14 protein-coding genes are annotated in these 13,781 nt (G+C 59.9%); 5 read left to right on the forward strand and 9 right to left on the reverse strand.

Translation table 11 applies throughout. The features are described from left to right. Positions 1-26 precede the first annotated feature (26 nt). Entirely contained in the window at positions 27-1,151 is a 1,125-nt protein-coding gene (locus tag QRN61_RS25620) for a GNAT family N-acetyltransferase (RefSeq protein ID WP_285376081.1), read from the forward strand. A gap of 158 nt (positions 1,152-1,309) precedes the next feature. Here QRN61_RS25620 and aqpZ read toward each other — a convergent pair whose 3' ends face one another. From aqpZ to QRN61_RS25645, 5 genes are all read right to left on the reverse strand, one after another. Then, complete coding sequence (gene aqpZ / locus QRN61_RS25625) at positions 1,310-2,005, reverse strand: aquaporin Z (protein WP_027614546.1); 696 nt, start codon at positions 2,003-2,005, stop codon at positions 1,310-1,312. 290 nt (positions 2,006-2,295) lie between these two features. Next, complete coding sequence (locus QRN61_RS25630; protein ID WP_285376082.1) at positions 2,296-4,128, reverse strand: ABC transporter ATP-binding protein; 1,833 nt, start codon at positions 4,126-4,128, stop codon at positions 2,296-2,298. 88 nt (positions 4,129-4,216) lie between these two features. Continuing rightward, the gene (locus QRN61_RS25635; RefSeq protein ID WP_027614548.1) at positions 4,217-4,780 is read right to left on the reverse strand and encodes a peptidylprolyl isomerase; all 564 of its coding nucleotides are present in this window, start codon (positions 4,778-4,780) and stop codon (positions 4,217-4,219) included. Between the two features lie 3 nt (positions 4,781-4,783). Further along, on the reverse strand, positions 4,784-5,587 hold the full coding sequence (locus QRN61_RS25640; RefSeq protein WP_285376084.1) for an alpha/beta fold hydrolase: 804 nt from the start codon (positions 5,585-5,587) through the stop codon (positions 4,784-4,786). A 14-nt stretch (positions 5,588-5,601) separates the two neighbouring features. Beyond that, entirely contained in the window at positions 5,602-6,525 is a 924-nt protein-coding gene (locus QRN61_RS25645) for a PA3225 family LysR-type transcriptional regulator (protein ID WP_027614550.1), read from the reverse strand. 49 nt (positions 6,526-6,574) lie between these two features. On the opposite strand from QRN61_RS25645, the gene QRN61_RS25650 reads away from it, so the two are divergent. From QRN61_RS25650 to QRN61_RS25660, 3 genes are all read left to right on the forward strand, one after another. Then, positions 6,575-6,889, forward strand: coding sequence for a 3-phosphoglycerate kinase (locus QRN61_RS25650; protein WP_202369388.1), 315 nt, complete (start codon positions 6,575-6,577; stop codon positions 6,887-6,889). 230 nt (positions 6,890-7,119) lie between these two features. Next, positions 7,120-7,719, forward strand: a complete 600-nt coding sequence (locus tag QRN61_RS25655) for an FMN-dependent NADH-azoreductase (RefSeq protein WP_096796629.1) — start codon at positions 7,120-7,122, stop codon at positions 7,717-7,719. 346 nt (positions 7,720-8,065) lie between these two features. Further along, positions 8,066-8,932, forward strand: coding sequence for a carboxylate/amino acid/amine transporter (locus QRN61_RS25660; RefSeq protein WP_285376085.1), 867 nt, complete (start codon positions 8,066-8,068; stop codon positions 8,930-8,932). A gap of 110 nt (positions 8,933-9,042) precedes the next feature. Here QRN61_RS25660 and QRN61_RS25665 read toward each other — a convergent pair whose 3' ends face one another. Beyond that, a complete protein-coding gene (locus QRN61_RS25665; RefSeq protein ID WP_285376087.1) occupies positions 9,043-10,341 on the reverse strand; it encodes a mechanosensitive ion channel family protein in 1,299 nt (432 codons plus the stop codon). A gap of 191 nt (positions 10,342-10,532) precedes the next feature. Here QRN61_RS25665 and QRN61_RS25670 point away from each other — a divergent pair, with 191 nt between their 5' ends. Beyond that, a complete protein-coding gene (locus tag QRN61_RS25670) occupies positions 10,533-11,873 on the forward strand; it encodes a DEAD/DEAH box helicase (protein ID WP_041070247.1) in 1,341 nt (446 codons plus the stop codon). 62 nt (positions 11,874-11,935) lie between these two features. Here QRN61_RS25670 and QRN61_RS25675 read toward each other — a convergent pair whose 3' ends face one another. From QRN61_RS25675 to QRN61_RS25685, 3 genes are all read right to left on the reverse strand, one after another. Next, on the reverse strand, positions 11,936-12,535 hold the full coding sequence (locus tag QRN61_RS25675) for a hypothetical protein (RefSeq protein ID WP_285376091.1): 600 nt from the start codon (positions 12,533-12,535) through the stop codon (positions 11,936-11,938). A gap of 12 nt (positions 12,536-12,547) precedes the next feature. Further along, complete coding sequence (locus QRN61_RS25680; RefSeq protein ID WP_097086739.1) at positions 12,548-13,132, reverse strand: papain-like cysteine protease family protein; 585 nt, start codon at positions 13,130-13,132, stop codon at positions 12,548-12,550. Between the two features lie 262 nt (positions 13,133-13,394). Then, positions 13,395-13,670, reverse strand: coding sequence for a hypothetical protein (locus QRN61_RS25685; RefSeq protein ID WP_097086740.1), 276 nt, complete (start codon positions 13,668-13,670; stop codon positions 13,395-13,397). Positions 13,671-13,781: the final 111 nt, after the last annotated feature.

A 13,781-nucleotide genomic window follows, 5' to 3' on the forward strand; every position in this document is an offset into this window, starting at 1 on the left:
GAAGCCCGGAAGTGGAGAGTCAGTTGATGCCGTTGCAACGCCTGCAAAGCCTGTCAGAAATCGCCCCGGCGACATGGGACGCGCTGGTGCCCGAGAACCAGCCGTTTTTGCGCCATGCGTTCCTCAGCGCACTGGAAGACAGCGGTAGCGTCGGACCCCATACCGGCTGGCAGCCCGAGCATCTGCTGCACGTTGAAGGCGGTCGGTTGATCGCCGCGCTGCCCAGTTATCGCAAGTGGCATTCCTACGGCGAGTACGTGTTCGATCACGGCTGGGCCGATGCCTGCGCCCGGGCCGGCATCGATTACTATCCCAAACTGCTGACGGCGGTGCCGTTCAGCCCGGTCAGCGGACCACGCTTGCTGGCCGCCCGGGTCGAGGACGGTTTCGAACTGCTCAAGAGCCTGCCGGGTTATCTGGAAATCGAGGAGCTTTCCAGCGCGCACATCAATTTCACCGACCCGTTCACCGATGCCGCCATGGCCGAGCAGCCGGGCTGGCTGCAACGTATCGGCTGTCAGTATCACTGGCAGAATCGCGGTTATCGGGACTTCCAGGATTTTCTCGACGCGCTCAGTTCGCGCAAGCGCAAGCAAATGCGTAAAGAGCGCGAGCAAGTGGCGGGGCAGGGCTTCGAATTCGAATGGCTGGAAGGGCGTGAGCTGGACGAGGCGCAATGGGATTTTGTCTACGCCTGCTATGCCAACACCTACGCCGTGCGCCGCCAGGCGCCGTACCTGACGCGCGAGTTTTTCAGTCTGCTGGCTGCGCGGATGCCGGAGGCGATTCGGGTGGTCTTCGCCAGACAGGGTTCACGGCCGGTGGCGATGGCCTTCAGTCTGGTCGGGGGCGACAGCTTCTATGGGCGCTATTGGGGCTGTCTGGCCGAGTTTGACCGGCTGCATTTCGAGACGTGTTTCTATCAGGGCATGGACTATGCGATTGCTCAGGGGTATCAGCGCTTTGATGCCGGCGCTCAGGGCGAGCACAAGCTGATTCGCGGCTTTGAACCGGTGATCACCCACTCGTGGCACTACCTGCGTCATCCCGGTCTGAAAGCCGCAGTCAAAGACTTCCTGCAACAGGAACGTGCTGGCGTCCTTGCGTACGCCGAGGAAGCCAGAACAGCCTTGCCATACCGCCAGGCCTGAGCTTGCCTTTAAACGGGGCCGACATCGATTCTCGGGCGTGGTTGATTTATTACTGTGGGAGGGGGCTTGCTCCCGAATGCGGTGTGTCAGTACGGTAGCTATGACTGACACGACGCCTTCGGGAGCAAGCCCCCTCCCACAGGGGATTTCCAGTGGGTTCAGGATTGCTCTTTGCCCAGCCAGCGATAAATCGTCCCGCCCACTATCGCGCCAATCAGCGGCGCGACCCAGAACATCCACAACTGCGCGATCGCCCAGCCGCCGACCATCAGCGCCGGCCCGGTGCTACGAGCCGGGTTGACCGAAGTGTTGGTGACCGGAATCGAGATCAGGTGAATCAGCGTCAGCCCCAGGCCGATGGCAATCGGTGCGAGGCCCGCCGGGGCGCGTTTGTCGGTGGCGCCGAGGATGATGATCACGAACATCCCGGTCATCACCAGCTCGGTGACAAAGCCTGCCGCCATCGAGTATTTGCCGGGCGAGTGCTCGCCGTACCCATTGGACGCCAGACCTGCTGCGATGTCGAAACCTTCCTTGCCGCTGGCGATGTAGTAGAGCAGCGCGGCGGCGAGTATCCCGCCGAGCACCTGGGCGATGATGTAGGCGGGTAGCTCTTTTGCTGGAAACCGTCCGCCGACCACCAACCCGACCGATACCGCCGGATTGAGATGACATCCGCTGATGTGGCCGATGGCGAACGCCATGGTCAGCACCGTCAGACCAAACGCCAGGGCCACCCCCAGCACTCCGATGCCCAGAGGCGAAGACGCGGCGAGCACCGCACTGCCACAACCACCCAGAACCAGCCAGAACGTACCCAACAACTCAGTAACTGAACGTTTGAACAGAGACATGAGAGAGTCCTTGATAGGCGTGCTATCGAGACTGTATCGAGTTGTGCTTCCCTGCAGATTTACGACAGGTTCCGTGCTGGAACCTTGGCTGAGTACAGCACGCTTTGGATGGATTTCCAGCAGCCATCAAAAAACCGCCAGAGCCCGTGGTTAGAGGGCTGTGGCGGTTCTCAATATATTGTGGGAGGGGGCTTGCTCCCGAATGCGGTGTGTCAGACAAATGTTCGGTACTGACACCCCGCTTTCGGGAGCAAGCCCCCTCCCACATTGGAGTTGTATTGATTCAATGATCAATCGATCCCGACAAATCCCCCGGTCTGGTGCGCCCATAACCGCGCATACAATCCGCGATGCGCCAGCAGTTCGGCGTGGGTACCGCTCTCGGCGATCTTGCCGTTTTCCAGCACTACCAGCCGATCCATGCGAGCGATGGTCGAGAGACGGTGAGCAATGGCGATCACGGTTTTGCCTTGCATCAGGGTTTCCAGGCTTTCCTGGATCGCCGCTTCGACTTCCGAGTCGAGTGCCGAGGTTGCTTCGTCCATGATCAGGATCGGCGCGTCCTTGAGCAGCACCCGGGCAATCGCGATGCGCTGACGCTGGCCGCCGGACAGTTTCACCCCGCGTTCGCCGACGTGCGCGTCGAAACCGGTACGGCCCTCAGCGTCCGACAGCAGCGGAATGAACTCGTCGGCGCGAGCCTTGTGCACCGCGTCCCAGAGCTCGGCGTCGGTGGCGTCAGGCTTGCCATACAGCAAGTTGTCGCGGATCGAGCGGTGCAGCAGGGAGGTGTCCTGCGTGATCATGCCGATGCGTGCGCGCAGGCTTTCCTGGCCGACTTCGGCGATGTTCTGCCCGTCGATCAGAATGCGTCCGCCCTCTACGTCATACAGGCGCAGTAGCAGGTTGACCAAGGTCGATTTGCCAGCGCCGGACGGTCCGATCAGACCGATTTTCTCGCCGGGTTTAATGGTCAGATTGAGGTCGCCGATGATGCCTTTCTTCTTGCCGTAGTGAAAATCCACGTGCTCGAAACGCACTTCGCCACGAGCCACGGCCAGCGGTTTGGCCTGCTCGCGATCAGTGACGCTGACCGGTTGCGAGATGGTCTGCAGACCGTCCTGCACCATGCCGATGTTTTCGAAGATGCCGGTGACTACCCACATGATCCAGCCGGACATATTGACGATACGAATCACCAGACCAGTGGCCAGGGCGATCGCGCCGACGCTGATCAGCGACTGCGTCCACAGCCACAGCGCCAGCGCGGTGGTGCCAACGATCAGCAGACCGTTCATGGTGGTGATCGCCACGTCCATGCTGGTCACCACGCGGCCGGCCATCTGCGCCTTGACCGTCTGTTCTTCGATGGCTTCCTTGGCGTAGTGCTGTTCGAAGTTGGTGTGGGCGAACAGCTTGAGGGTGGCGATGTTGGTGTAGCCGTCGACGATCCGTCCCATCAGTTTCGAGCGCGCGTCGGAAGCTTCCACCGAACGCTCTTTCACCCGTGGCACGAAGTAATACAGCGCACCGATGTAGGCGACGATCCACGTCAGCAGCGGGATCATCAGGCGCCAGTCGGCTTCGGCGAACAGCACCAGCGAACTGATCGCGTAGATCACCACGTGCCACAGCGCATCCACCGCTTGCACCGCCGAATCGCGCAGCGAGTTGCCGGTCTGCATGATGCGTTGGGCGATGCGCCCGGCGAAGTCGTTCTGGAAGAAATTCAGGCTCTGCTTGAGCACGTAACTGTGGTTCTGCCAGCGGATCATGCTGGTCATCCCCGGGCTCAGGGTCTGATGCACCAGCAGATCGTGCAGGCCGAAAAAGATCGGCCGCAGCACCAGCGCAACCACCACCATCCACGTCAGTTCGAGGGCGTGGTCGCTGAAGAAATTAGGGTTGGGCGTGCCTTGGGCCAGGTCGATGATGCGGCTCAGGTAGCTGAACAGCGCCACTTCGATCAACGCGGCAAACAGGCCGACGACGAGCAGGGCGGCAAAACTCGGCCAGACCTGCTTCAGGTAATAGGTATAGAAGGGCCAGACACGATCCGGCGGGGACGCCGTGGGGGCGTCGCGGAATATGTCGATCAGTTGTTCGAAACGGCGATAGAGCATCAGATAACCGCCCGGATCTCGGGCTCTCCTTTTATCGGTGTGAGCGGCGTGGCGTCAGGCCAGCGCCGCTCGAAACGCCCTGTACAGCTTAGTCGATGACTTTGGCCGACTTGATGATCACAGGGTCGACAGGCACGTTTTGCATGCCCTGTTTGGTGGTGGTCTGCGAGTTGACGATGATGTCGACCACGTCCATGCCTTTGACCACTTTGGCGAATACCGCGTAACCGGCATCACGGCCCGGATCGAGGAAGGCGTTGTCGGCGACGTTGATGAAGAACTGGCTGGTGGCCGAATCAGGGTTGGAGGTACGGGCCATCGACAAGGTGCCGCGAACGTTGTGCAGGCCATTGCTGGCTTCGTTCTTGATCGGTGCCTTGGTCTCTTTCTGTTGCATCTGCTGGGTGAAACCGCCGCCCTGAGCCATGAAACCCGGGATCACGCGATGGAAAATGGTGTTGGTGTAAAAGCCGCTGTTGACGTAATCCAGAAAGTTTTTGGTACTGATTGGCGCCTTGACCGGATCCAGTTCGATTTCGATCTGGCCGTTGGTGGTGTCCAGCAGCACGTGCGGTGCTTTTGCAGGCGTGGCAGCCATCAGGTTGGCAGCAAACAGCACGGTGCCGGCGGCGAGGGCGAGTTTTTTCAACATGGGTCAGTAATCCTGAGATTGAGTATCGGCTGTGGCAAGGAACGCCAGCAGCGTTTGGTTAAAGCGTTCGGGTTGATCGAGCGGGGTGGCGTGGCGCGAATCGGCGATGACCACCAGCCGCGCATCGGGCAGCAGTTTTACATAGGTTTCTTTCAGTGCCACCGGTGTGTAGTCACGGTCGGCAGTCACGATGAGCGTTGGACAGGTCACCCGGGAAAGTCGTTCCTGAACGCCCCAGCCAACAATCGCATCGAAGCTGGCGAGATAAGCACGTTTGTCGTTTTTTGCCCAGCGTTCGGCCATTTCCTGCCGCAGATCAGCTTGTTCAGGCTTGGGAAAAAGTTTGCCGCCCAGCGCCTTGCCGATGGTCGCCAGACTCAGCACGCGCATCAGGCTCCAGCGCTTGAACCACTGCCAGTAATCGTCGCGGCTGCGGAGTTTGACCTCGGGGGCGCTGTTGACGATGGTCAGGCTTTTCAGCATTTGCGGCTGATCGACGCCGAACTGAAAGCCGATCATCCCGCCCATCGACAGCCCGACGTAATGCACCGGGCCGAGTTTCAGGTGTTCGATCAATGCCAGCAGATCGGCGCTGAACCCGGCGATGCTGTAGCGCTCGCGAGGTTTGTCCGAGCGACCGTGACCACGTATATCCGGAACGATCACCCGGTAGTGCGCCGACAGCACCGGGATCTGCATTTCCCAGTCCAGGGTGCTCGAACCCAGTCCGTGAACCAGTAGCAACGGGGTGCCGTGGCCATATTCCTCGTAGTGCAGGTTGCAACCTTCATGTTCGAAATAGGCCATCGGTGAACTCCGTGTCAGGCTTGCTCGGGGGCGGCGAACGGTGCGTCAAGCGGCAAAGTGTCGAAGGTGCGCAACAGTTCGATGAGGATTTGTGTGGCCGGGCCCAGCGGTTTGTCCTTGTTCGAATATAGATAGAAGCTCGGGTTGCGGCTGCCGCCCTGATCCAACGGTAGCAGCTTGAGCGTGCCTTCCTTCAATTCCCGTTCGATCATGTGTCGTGGCAGCCAGGCAAAGCCCAGGCCGCTGCTGACGAACGTGGCCGCAGTGGCGAGGCTGCCGACGGTCCAGCGCTGTTCGGCGCCGAGCCAGCCGACGTCGCGTGGTTGCTGGCGGCCGGAGTCGCGAATCACCACCTGCATCTGGGTTTCCAGGTCCTGGAAGCTCAGTTCGCGGTTGAGCCGATGCAGCGCGTGATCAGGGTGGGCGACCGCGACAAATTCGACGTCGCTCAATTCCGCGCCGAGGTAGCCGGGGATGCTCAGGCCGGTGATTGCCAGATCGGCCACGCCTTCGAGCAAGACCTCTTCGACCCCCGACAACACCTCCTCGCGCAGACGCACGCGGCAGCCGCGACTCTGCGGCATAAACGCGGTCAGCGCGCGCACGATGCGTGCGCTCGGGTAAGCCGCATCGACCACCAGCCGCACCTCAGCTTCCCAACCTTGCTCCATGTGGTGGGCGAGGTCTTCCAGTTGGCTGGCCTGTTTCACCAGTTGTCGCGAGCGGCGCAGCAGTACGCCGCCGGCTTCGGTGAGCACCGCTTTACGCCCGTCGATGCGCAGCAACGGCACGCCGAGCTGGTCCTGCATGCGGGCGACGGTATAACTCACCGACGATTGCGAACGGTGCAGAACCTCGGCGGCCTGGGCGAAACCACCGTGGTCGACCACGGCCTGCAATGTCCGCCATTGATCAAGGGTCACGCGGGGCGCTTTCATCAATAGCTCCTCTTGTCCTAAGCTGGCCGTCCCTCATGGAGACTGGCGAATGAAAAAATTCTGTTGTGTGGTGCTCGCGTTGCTGCCGCTGACTGCGTTTGCTTACCCGATCGATGTGCAGAAGAACCTCAATGGCTTGAAGATCGACTACGAGACCTTCGACACCGACAAAGACATCGGCTCCATCCGGGTCGCCAACTACGGTGATGTCGACGCGACCTGCAAAGTCGTTTTCAACAATGGTCCGGAAGCACCGCGTACGCGCAACATCGAAATCCCGGCCCGCAAGCATACGAATGCCACGGCCAAGTTTTCCCGCGAGATCATCAGGCTGCGCATCGACCTGAGCTGCAGCCCGAAATAACGGCAATCCCCTGTGGGAGTGAGCCTGCTCGCGATTGCGGTGTGTCAGTTAAATCCTGATGTACCTGACACACCGCAATCGCGAGCAGGCTCACTCCTACAGGGGTACAAACTGCATCTAAACGAATTATTCGATGCTTTGCAGCAATTATTTGCGCTTTTTCATCGATACGACCCTGTTTAACCTTCACTCCATCGACCTACAACATTCTCGGATGGAGACTACACACCATGTCCCGCGTTCTGATCATCGAAAGCAGCGCCCGCCAGCAAGATTCGGTTTCCCGTCAACTGACCCAGACCTTCATCGGTCAGTGGAAAGCGGCGCATCCCAACGATCAGATCACCGTGCGTGACCTCGCCGTGAACCCCGTTCCACACCTGGACGCCAACCTGCTGGGCGGCTGGATGAAGCCTGCCGAGCAGCGCAACGCCAGCGAACAATCGTCGCTGGAGCGCTCCAACGAATTGACCGACGAGCTGCTCGCTGCCGACGTACTGGTGATGGCAGCGCCGATGTACAACTTCGCGATCCCGAGCACCCTCAAGGCCTGGCTCGACCACGTGCTGCGTGCCGGCGTGACCTTCAAGTACACCGAAACCGGCCCGCAAGGCCTGCTCAGCGGCAAACGTGCCTACGTGCTGACCGCTCGCGGCGGCATCTACGCCGGCGGCCCGGCCGACCATCAGGAACCGTACCTGCGTCAGGTCATGGGTTTCATCGGCATCCACGACGTGACCTTCATTCACGCCGAAGGCATGAACCTGGGCGGCGACTTCCAGGAGAAGGGCCTGAATCAGGCCAACGCCAAACTGTCCCAGGTCGCTTGATATGTTAATCGCCAGATAATCGCCGCTTGTTTAAGTGACCTGGCGCAACCCCTTCAAGGCTCTACGCGCATCGAACCTCCCTTTGCACTTGTTGCTCCTGAGTGCTGTAGCCCGATTGAACGCTTTAGCGAGATCGGGCTTTTTTTTGCCTGTGTTTTTTGAACAACACAAAACTCCTTGTGGGAGCGAGCCTGCTCGCGAAAGCGGTGCATCAGACAAGTATCTGCCGTCTGACACTCCGCCTTCGCGAGCAGGCTCGCTCCCACAGGGGGATTTTGTGTTTCGGGCTATTCGCAGTGAGACCAGAAAACCGCTATCGTCGCCGCCATTCGAAACAGAGGCGACCATGGGCTATCTACTTTTTGTCACGCTGATCCAGGCGTTTTCCTTCAGTCTGATCGGCGAATACCTCGCCGGGCATGTCGACAGCTACTTTGCAGTGCTGGTGCGCGTGGTGCTGGCCGGGCTGGTGTTCATTCCGTTGACCCGCTGGCGCTCGGTGGAGCCTTCGTTCATGCGCGGCATGCTGCTGATCGGCGCGTTGCAGTTCGGCATCACCTACGTTTGCCTGTACCTGAGCTTCCGTGTACTGACGGTGCCGGAGGTGTTGCTGTTCACGATCCTCACGCCGCTGCACGTGACGCTGATCGAAGATGCGCTGAACCGCCGCTTCAATCCGTGGGCGCTGGTGGCCGCGTTGGTAGCGGTGGGCGGTGCGGCGGTGATTCGTTTTGACCGGATCAACCCGGATTTCTTCATGGGCTTTTTGCTGCTGCAACTGGCCAACTTCACCTACGCCGCAGGGCAGGTGATGTACAAGCATCTGGTGGCAAAACACCCGAGCGATCTGCCGCATTACCGGCGTTTCGGCTTCTTCTACCTCGGCGCACTGGCAGTGGTGTTGCCGGCATTCCTGCTGTTTGGTAAAGCCAACTTTCTGCCGGAAGCACCGCTGCAATGGGGCGTGTTGCTGTTCCTCGGATTGGTCTCGACGGCGCTGGGGATGTACTGGTGGAACAAGGGCGCGTGCATGGTCAACGGCGGCACGCTGGCGGTGATGAACAACCTGCATGTGCCAGTGGGCTTGCTGCTGAATCTGCTGATCTGGAATCAGCATGAGGAACTGGGACGGTTGTTGCTGGGCGGGAGTGTGATTCTGGCGGCGGTGTGGATCAGCCGGTTGGGCATCCGCAAATCCCAAGCCACCGCATAACCCCTGTGGGAGCGGGCTTGCTCGCGAAAGCGGTGTGTCATTCAACGATTATGTTGACTGACCTGACGCCTTCGCGAGCAAGCCCGCTCCCACAGTTTTGATCGGTGGCGTTACATGAGGTGTTTCTGCGGCTCGGGAATGCTCGCCGCCCCCAACACCGCCGGCAACAACCCGGTCCGCAAATCCCCGCCACTCGGCTGCTGATACAGGCTCAAGCCAAACTCCGGCAGCACCGCCAGCAGATAATCGAAAATATCCCCCTGAATCCGCTCGTAATCGGCCCACACCGTGGTGGTGGTGAAGCAGTAGATTTCCAGTGGAATGCCCTGCGCCGTGGTCTGCATCTGGCGCACCATGCAGGTCATGTTCGGCTGCACCTCCGGGAGACTCTTCAAATACGCCAGCGCATAAGCGCGGAAGGTGCCGATGTTGGTCATGCGCCGGCGGTTGGCCGACATCGCCGCGACGTTTCCTTGCGCCTCGTTCCACGCCTTGAGTTCGGCTTTCTTGCGGCCCATGTAGCCGGTCAGCAGGTGCACTTGGCTCAACTTCTCTTCTTCATCGTCACGAATGAAGCGCACGCCGCTGGCGTCGATGAACAGGCTGCGCTTGATCCGTCGCCCGCCGGACTGTTGCATGCCGCGCCAGTTGCGGAACGACTCGGACATCAGGCGCCAGGTCGGGATCGAAACGATGGTCTTGTCGAAGTTCTGCACCTTGACCGTGTGCAGGGTGATGTCGACCACGTCGCCATCGGCACCGACTTGCGGCATCTCGATCCAGTCGCCGACTCGCAGCATGTCGTTGCTGGTCAGTTGCACGCTGGCAACGAACGACAGCAACGTGTCCTTGTAGACCAACAGAATCACCGCCGACATCGCACCCAGACCGGAGAGCAGCAACAGCGGCGAACGGTCGATGAGGGTGGCGACGATGATGATTGCGCCAAACACGTACAAGACCATTTTCGCCAGTTGCACATAGCCCTTGATCGAGCGGGTGCGGGCGTGTTCGGTGCGGGCGTAGATGTCCAGCAGCGCATTGAGCAGGGCACTGACCGATAGCAGCAGGAACAGAATGGTGAACGACAGCGCCACGTTGCCGAGAAAGGTCATCGCGGTTTTGCTCAGTTCCGGCACCAAGTGCAGGCCGAACTGGATCACCAGCGACGGCGTCATCTGCGCCAGACGTTGAAACACCTTGTTGTGGCGAAAGTCGTTGATCCAGTGCAGGGCTGGCTGACGCCCGAGCATGCGGCTGGCATGCAGGATCAGATAGCGTGCCACTCGTCCGAGCACCAGCGCGATCACCAATAGCAGCATCAGCGCCAGGCCGGATTGCAGGAATGGGTGCTTTTCGAGGGCACCCCAGAGGTCTTGGGCGTTGAGCCAGAGCTGTTTGAAATCCATGTGAGCAACGATTCTTCTGTAAGACGCGATGGGCGATTAGAGCATTTAAGACGCTGTGTATTACCGTTGGAGACAAATCGAGCAACAAAAAAGCCACTGATTACGCCCGTTTGTATAAAGAAACTCGGCCTGAGCGCTCGAAACCGGTAACCTATGCAGCTGTTTTTTTGCATATCTTCGAGGTAGCACCCGTGTTTTCCCAATTCGCCCTGCACGAACGCCTGCTCAAAGCCGTGGCCGAGCTGAAATTTGTCGAGCCAACGCCTGTGCAAGCAGCGGCCATTCCGCTGGCGCTCCAGGGGCGTGACCTGCGGGTGACGGCGCAAACCGGTAGCGGCAAGACCGCCGCTTTTGTCCTGCCGATCCTCAATCGCCTGATCGGCCCGGCGAAGATCCGCGTCAGCATCAAGACCCTGATCCTGCTGCCGACCCGCGAACTGGCCCAGCAGACCCTGAAAGAAGTTGAACGCTTCTCGCAGTTCACCTTCATCAAGTCCGGCCTGATCACCGGCGGTGAAGACTTCAAGGTGCAGGCCGCGATGCTGCGCAAGGTGCCGGACATCCTGATCGGTACGCCGGGCCGGATGATCGAGCAACTCAACGCCGGCAACCTCGACCTCAAAGAAGTCGAAGTGCTGGTGCTCGACGAAGCCGACCGCATGCTCGACATGGGTTTCGCTGAAGACGTGCAACGTCTGGTCGACGAATGCCCGAACCGTCAGCAGACCATGCTGTTCTCCGCCACCACCGGTGGTTCCGGCCTGCGCGAGATGATCGCCAAGGTGCTGAACAACCCTGAGCACCTGCAGCTCAACGCGGTCAGCCAGCTGAACTCGACCACCCGCCAGCAGATCATCACCGCCGACCACAATCAGCACAAAGAACAGATCGTCAACTGGCTGCTGGCCAACGAGACCTACCAGAAGGCCATCGTCTTCACCAACACCCGGGCCATGGCCGACCGCATCTATGGCCGCCTCGTGGCTCAGGAATACAAGGCGTTCGTGCTGCACGGCGAGAAAGACCAGAAGGATCGCAAACTGGCGATCGATCGTCTGAAGCAGGGCGGCGTGAAGATTCTGGTCGCTACCGACGTCGCGGCCCGTGGTCTGGACGTTGATGGCCTGGATCTGGTGATCAACTTCGACATGCCACGCAGCGGCGACGAATACGTGCACCGCATCGGTCGTACCGGCCGCGCAGGCAACGACGGTCTGGCGATCTCGCTGATCTGCCACGGCGACTGGAACCTGATGTCGAGCATCGAGCGCTACCTCAAGCAGAGCTTCGAGCGCCGCACCATCAAGGAAGTCAAAGGCACCTACGGCGGGCCGAAAAAGGTCAAGGCCTCGGGCAAAGCCGTCGGCGTGAAGAAGAAAAAGACCGACGCCAAGGGCGACAAGAAGAAAACAGCCGCCAAGACCCCGACCAAGCGCAAGAGCGCCAACCGTCCGAAGCCGGATTCTCTGGTGAGCAGCGACGGCATGGCCCCGCTCAAGCGCCGCAAGCCGGCCGAGCCAGCGGCTGAGTAAGGCGTTTTCGCAGGCAATAAAAAACCCGGACAGTGTCCGGGTTTTTTTATGCGCAGGGTTTGTCAGTTCCCCAACTGTCCGCTGGTGTCCGCGTCAAAGCGCTGTCTGGCGCGATCGGCCGCCGGTTTGAGCTGCGCGAGCAACGCGGCTTCGCTGTACAGCCGCGAGTCGCCCAGCTCTTTCGGCGTCGGCTCGATCGGGATCAGTACATCTTCACCGTCAGCGTGCAGCCAGATCGCCACGACGTGCAGTGCCGAGACAAACAGCAGCCGCAGTTCAACGCTCTTGCCCTGCAATTGCGGCGCCTGTTCCGCCAGTTTCAACGCGCCCACGGTGTCGGCGGCCCGGGTGCCGTGGTTCAGCGAAGCGAACTCGACATGGCCACGCACCTCGGCCAGTTGCGCATCGGCAATGCTTACGCCGTCGGCAAACACCAGGTAATGCCAGTCGCCGATACGTGCGTCTTTCAGACCCTTGCCCTGGCTCAGATCGTCGAGTGTCAGCGAGTAGCCGCGGTAGGCTTCGCTGAGGCTGACTTTGGCCGGTGCCGCGTTGGCGAACTGGCGGTTGATGCCGAAGCCCTGGTTTTGCAGCGCGGCTTGCAGCACCGGACGCAAAGTCTGAACGCCGTTGGAAGGCGCCTTTGGATAAGTCAGTTGCATGATGTCGCCCTCCTAGTTTTTCGCGGTGAAGTAAGTGTGAGTCCAGTTGCCGCCGCCGTTGTACGAACCCGGGAAGGAGTTCAACGCGCGGGTCGAGTAACCGTAGATCGAGTCGGCGATCAGCACGTAGTTGCCGTTGGTGCCGTAGATCGCCAGGAAGTGCGCGCCACCACCGTACCAGGCACAACGCAGGCCGACCGGGCGGCCCATGTTGATCTGGTTCTGAATGGCCGACATCTGCAGCGAACCCTGATTCATCCCGTTATAGCTGCGGGTGGTTTGCAGGGCCGAATCCAGATAGCCGTAGACGTTGCACGGCCCCGGCTGGCTGCAGCAATTGCGGTCCAGTTGGGTGCTGGCGACGCCGCACTGGGTCCAGTTTCCAGTGCCGTAATAATTGCCGACCGAAGCGGAAACAGCGGCCCAGCACCAGTTGGTCTGAGTCTGTTTCTGCATCGTGAAGTTAAGGTTGGCAGCGGCCAGTGCCGCCGTTTGCGCAGTGGCTTCAACCTCGACCAGTTGCGGGTCGATCAGGTGGCCAACAAGGCACCTTGGCAGGCTCTCGCCGGTGAACGATGTTGCTTGAGTGGTTAACATTTTTTCAGTCCTCCATGAATGAAAACAAGCGTCCAGCTTGTGGTTGTGTTGCGGTATTGCCGAGCGATCGGTGGTTAACGGTTTTCATCTGCGATGAACGGTGCCGATCTCCTTGCTCGATGTAACCTTAGTCTGGATATGCGTTTGTGCAAGAAAATAAATGCACTAATGCATTTTCAAGATCAAAAGATCGCAGCCTTCGGCAGCTCCTACAGGGTCTGGTGTAGGAGCTGCCGCAGGCTGCGATCTTTTGATCTTGCTTTTAGCTGTCGGCTTTTTTCTCAGCCGAGTCCAGTTCCTTCAAGCGCTGATCAATCAACTGGCACTTGTCCGGCAGATCGGCGCTGGCCGTGCCCAAGTCCATCTTCTGCAACTCGGCATTGATTTCCTTGGCCTTGGCCGGATTCTGTTCGGTGAGCTTGGCCACTTCCTTGGCCAGTTGTTCGCGTTTGGCGGTGGCCTCTTCTGGTGTGCAGGCCCAGACCGGCAGGGCGCAGGCGAGAGTGGCGGCGAGGGTGAGCTTGAGCAGGGTTTTCATGGGGGCGGGCCTCCGTTCCGGTTAAGGCGGGTCAATCGGTGGAGGGTTTCGGGCGGTGAAAAGTTCAGTTCCAGTGTTTTTGACTCGCACAATTTGAGTGACCGAGCGGTC

This window comes from Pseudomonas sp. lyk4-TYG-107 (assembly GCF_030209055.1).
Taxonomy (GTDB): Bacteria; Pseudomonadota; Gammaproteobacteria; order Pseudomonadales; family Pseudomonadaceae; genus Aquipseudomonas; species Aquipseudomonas putida_A.

What these genes read in the sequence shown, in the direction of transcription:
- QRN61_RS25620 (WP_285376081.1), top strand. Translation starts at nt 27, where the DNA reads ATGCCGTTGCAACGCCTGCAAAGCCTGTCAGAAATCGCCCCGGCGACA.
- aqpZ (WP_027614546.1), bottom strand. Translation starts at nt 2,005, where the DNA reads ATGTCTCTGTTCAAACGTTCAGTTACTGAGTTGTTGGGTACGTTCTGG.
- QRN61_RS25630 (WP_285376082.1), bottom strand. Translation starts at nt 4,128, where the DNA reads ATGCTCTATCGCCGTTTCGAACAACTGATCGACATATTCCGCGACGCC.
- QRN61_RS25635 (WP_027614548.1), bottom strand. Translation starts at nt 4,780, where the DNA reads ATGTTGAAAAAACTCGCCCTCGCCGCCGGCACCGTGCTGTTTGCTGCC.
- QRN61_RS25640 (WP_285376084.1), bottom strand. Translation starts at nt 5,587, where the DNA reads ATGGCCTATTTCGAACATGAAGGTTGCAACCTGCACTACGAGGAATAT.
- QRN61_RS25645 (WP_027614550.1), bottom strand. Translation starts at nt 6,525, where the DNA reads ATGAAAGCGCCCCGCGTGACCCTTGATCAATGGCGGACATTGCAGGCC.
- QRN61_RS25650 (WP_202369388.1), top strand. Translation starts at nt 6,575, where the DNA reads ATGAAAAAATTCTGTTGTGTGGTGCTCGCGTTGCTGCCGCTGACTGCG.
- QRN61_RS25655 (WP_096796629.1), top strand. Translation starts at nt 7,120, where the DNA reads ATGTCCCGCGTTCTGATCATCGAAAGCAGCGCCCGCCAGCAAGATTCG.
- QRN61_RS25660 (WP_285376085.1), top strand. Translation starts at nt 8,066, where the DNA reads ATGGGCTATCTACTTTTTGTCACGCTGATCCAGGCGTTTTCCTTCAGT.
- QRN61_RS25665 (WP_285376087.1), bottom strand. Translation starts at nt 10,341, where the DNA reads ATGGATTTCAAACAGCTCTGGCTCAACGCCCAAGACCTCTGGGGTGCC.
- QRN61_RS25675 (WP_285376091.1), bottom strand. Translation starts at nt 12,535, where the DNA reads ATGCAACTGACTTATCCAAAGGCGCCTTCCAACGGCGTTCAGACTTTG.
- QRN61_RS25680 (WP_097086739.1), bottom strand. Translation starts at nt 13,132, where the DNA reads ATGTTAACCACTCAAGCAACATCGTTCACCGGCGAGAGCCTGCCAAGG.
- QRN61_RS25685 (WP_097086740.1), bottom strand. Translation starts at nt 13,670, where the DNA reads ATGAAAACCCTGCTCAAGCTCACCCTCGCCGCCACTCTCGCCTGCGCC.